The organism is Lentilactobacillus sp. TOM.63, assembly GCF_030361045.1.
GTDB lineage: Bacteria > Bacillota > Bacilli > Lactobacillales > Lactobacillaceae > Lentilactobacillus > Lentilactobacillus dabitei.
Map to the genome: position 1 here is coordinate 1 of NZ_JAUCAP010000159.1, position 1,665 is coordinate 1,665.

2 protein-coding genes and 1 tRNA gene are annotated in these 1,665 nt (G+C 38.6%); 2 read left to right on the forward strand and 1 reads right to left on the reverse strand.

Features of this window, described 5'->3' with window-relative positions; all coding sequences use genetic code 11:
• Positions 1–239 precede the first annotated feature (239 nt).
• Positions 240–620 (reverse strand): CvfD/Ygs/GSP13 family RNA-binding post-transcriptional regulator, encoded by a 381-nt coding sequence (locus tag QUF07_RS13820; protein ID WP_217164732.1) that lies wholly within the window; start codon positions 618–620, stop codon positions 240–242.
• 157 nt (positions 621–777) lie between these two features.
• Between QUF07_RS13820 and QUF07_RS13825 the strand changes: the two genes are divergently transcribed.
• Together QUF07_RS13825 and QUF07_RS13830 are read left to right on the forward strand one after the other, a co-directional pair.
• The gene (locus tag QUF07_RS13825) at positions 778–1,425 is read left to right on the forward strand and encodes a VTT domain-containing protein (RefSeq protein ID WP_217164734.1); all 648 of its coding nucleotides are present in this window, start codon (positions 778–780) and stop codon (positions 1,423–1,425) included.
• A gap of 45 nt (positions 1,426–1,470) precedes the next feature.
• Positions 1,471–1,558: transfer RNA gene (locus tag QUF07_RS13830), tRNA-Ser, on the forward strand.
• Positions 1,559–1,665: the final 107 nt, after the last annotated feature.

Below are 1,665 nucleotides of genomic sequence, written 5' to 3' on the forward strand. Positions count from 1 at the left end.
TGGTTCCGAAATGAATCGGAACGCCCTGCACATTTGTTTGTCGAAAATTTTGTTCAGTTTTCAAAGGTCTACCAAGTCGTCGTAAGCGCTTGTTTATCGCTTTTGACAACTATTTAATATTATCAGATTTTCAATCTTAAATCAAGTTGTTTTTTCATACTTTTTAAAATTGATAACCGATCAATATTTGACAACAGATAATAGTTTACCAAGATATGAAGAGGTGGTCAAGCACTTTTTTACTTAAATAACTCATCGGCCTCACTCAACCACTGATCTCTGAGCCTAGCGATGCTTGAAAAGCCGAACTGCAAACGGTAATTGGTCCAATAATGAATATGTTGCGGTCGATTAAGACTTAGATGTTGCAACACATCAAGTCGCGCATTCTGGCTTCGGGTTGATAAAGAAACTTTGCCCGAATACTCATCAATATCAATCACTAACGCCTCAACCATCTGTCCCACCTTGAATAACCTGTTGATATTATCGACATATCCTGCTTTACACTCAGAGATATGGATTAACCCTTGCTTCTTATCACCAATGTCAACAAACACACCATATGGCTGAACACCAGTGACCACTCCCGTTATTTTCATTCCTATTTTTAATTGCATAAATACCACCTACTTAGATTATCCTGAATAATATTGTACCCCGGAAATATCGATGTCACAATAAAAGTTGTTTTTTAGTAAAGGTGGGTAACAACATTGGCTCATTCTACCGTTATCTGATAGAATCGTAAATAATAAATTTAAAAGGAATGATTTTGTGAGTACATTAATCGACTTTGTTCTCCATATTGATGACCACTTGGTGAATATCGTCAATACATTTGGTAATTCAGCTTACCTAATACTGTTCGCAATCATCTTTGTTGAAACCGGCGCGGTCATTCTGCCATTTCTTCCTGGTGATTCACTTTTATTTGCAGCTGCAGCACTTGCCGCCAATGCCAATTACAATTTAAATATCGGAATTTTCATTATTCTCTTCTTAATTGCATCAATTGCAGGAGATTCACTGAACTTCTTCTTCGGAAGCAAATTTGGCGAGTTAATTCCACACAACAAGATTTTGGGCAGATTCATTAAAGAAAAAGATTTGGCCAAAGCCCGCGAGTTCTTCGAAAAATATGGGGCCATGGCTATCTTTTTGGGACGATTCATGCCCATCATTAGGACACTAATCCCGTTTGTATCTGCTACTAGTGATTTTCCTTATCAGCGATTCGCAAAATATAATATTTCCGCTTGTATCTTGTGGGTTGCTATCTGCTGCGGTGCGGGTTACTTCTTTGGCAACATCCCCGTTGTTCAAGACAACTTCTCAATGGTGATCATTGGTATCGTGATCGTTTCCCTCATTCCAGCAGTAATTGGCTTTGTCAAAACAAAATTTGCACCAACAAAAGAATGAACAATTTACAAGTCACCGGACAATTGATATAATATTCTTTGTTCTGGTGAGTTGGCAGAGTGGTAATGCACCGGACTCGAAATCCGGCGAACCGGCTAATACCGGCGCGCAGGTTCAAATCCTGTACTCACCTTAAAAATAACTCAAGACAGAAGCGTTGTAATCAGGCTCTTCGTCAACTGTTGTTGGTGAAACTAAATTCGAGTTCTAATCACTTTGTGATTAGGGCTCTTTTTGTTT

Coding starts and splice junctions, on each gene's coding strand:
- QUF07_RS13820 (WP_217164732.1), bottom strand. CDS start 620: ATGCAATTAAAAATAGGAATGAAAATAACGGGAGTGGTCACTGGTGTT.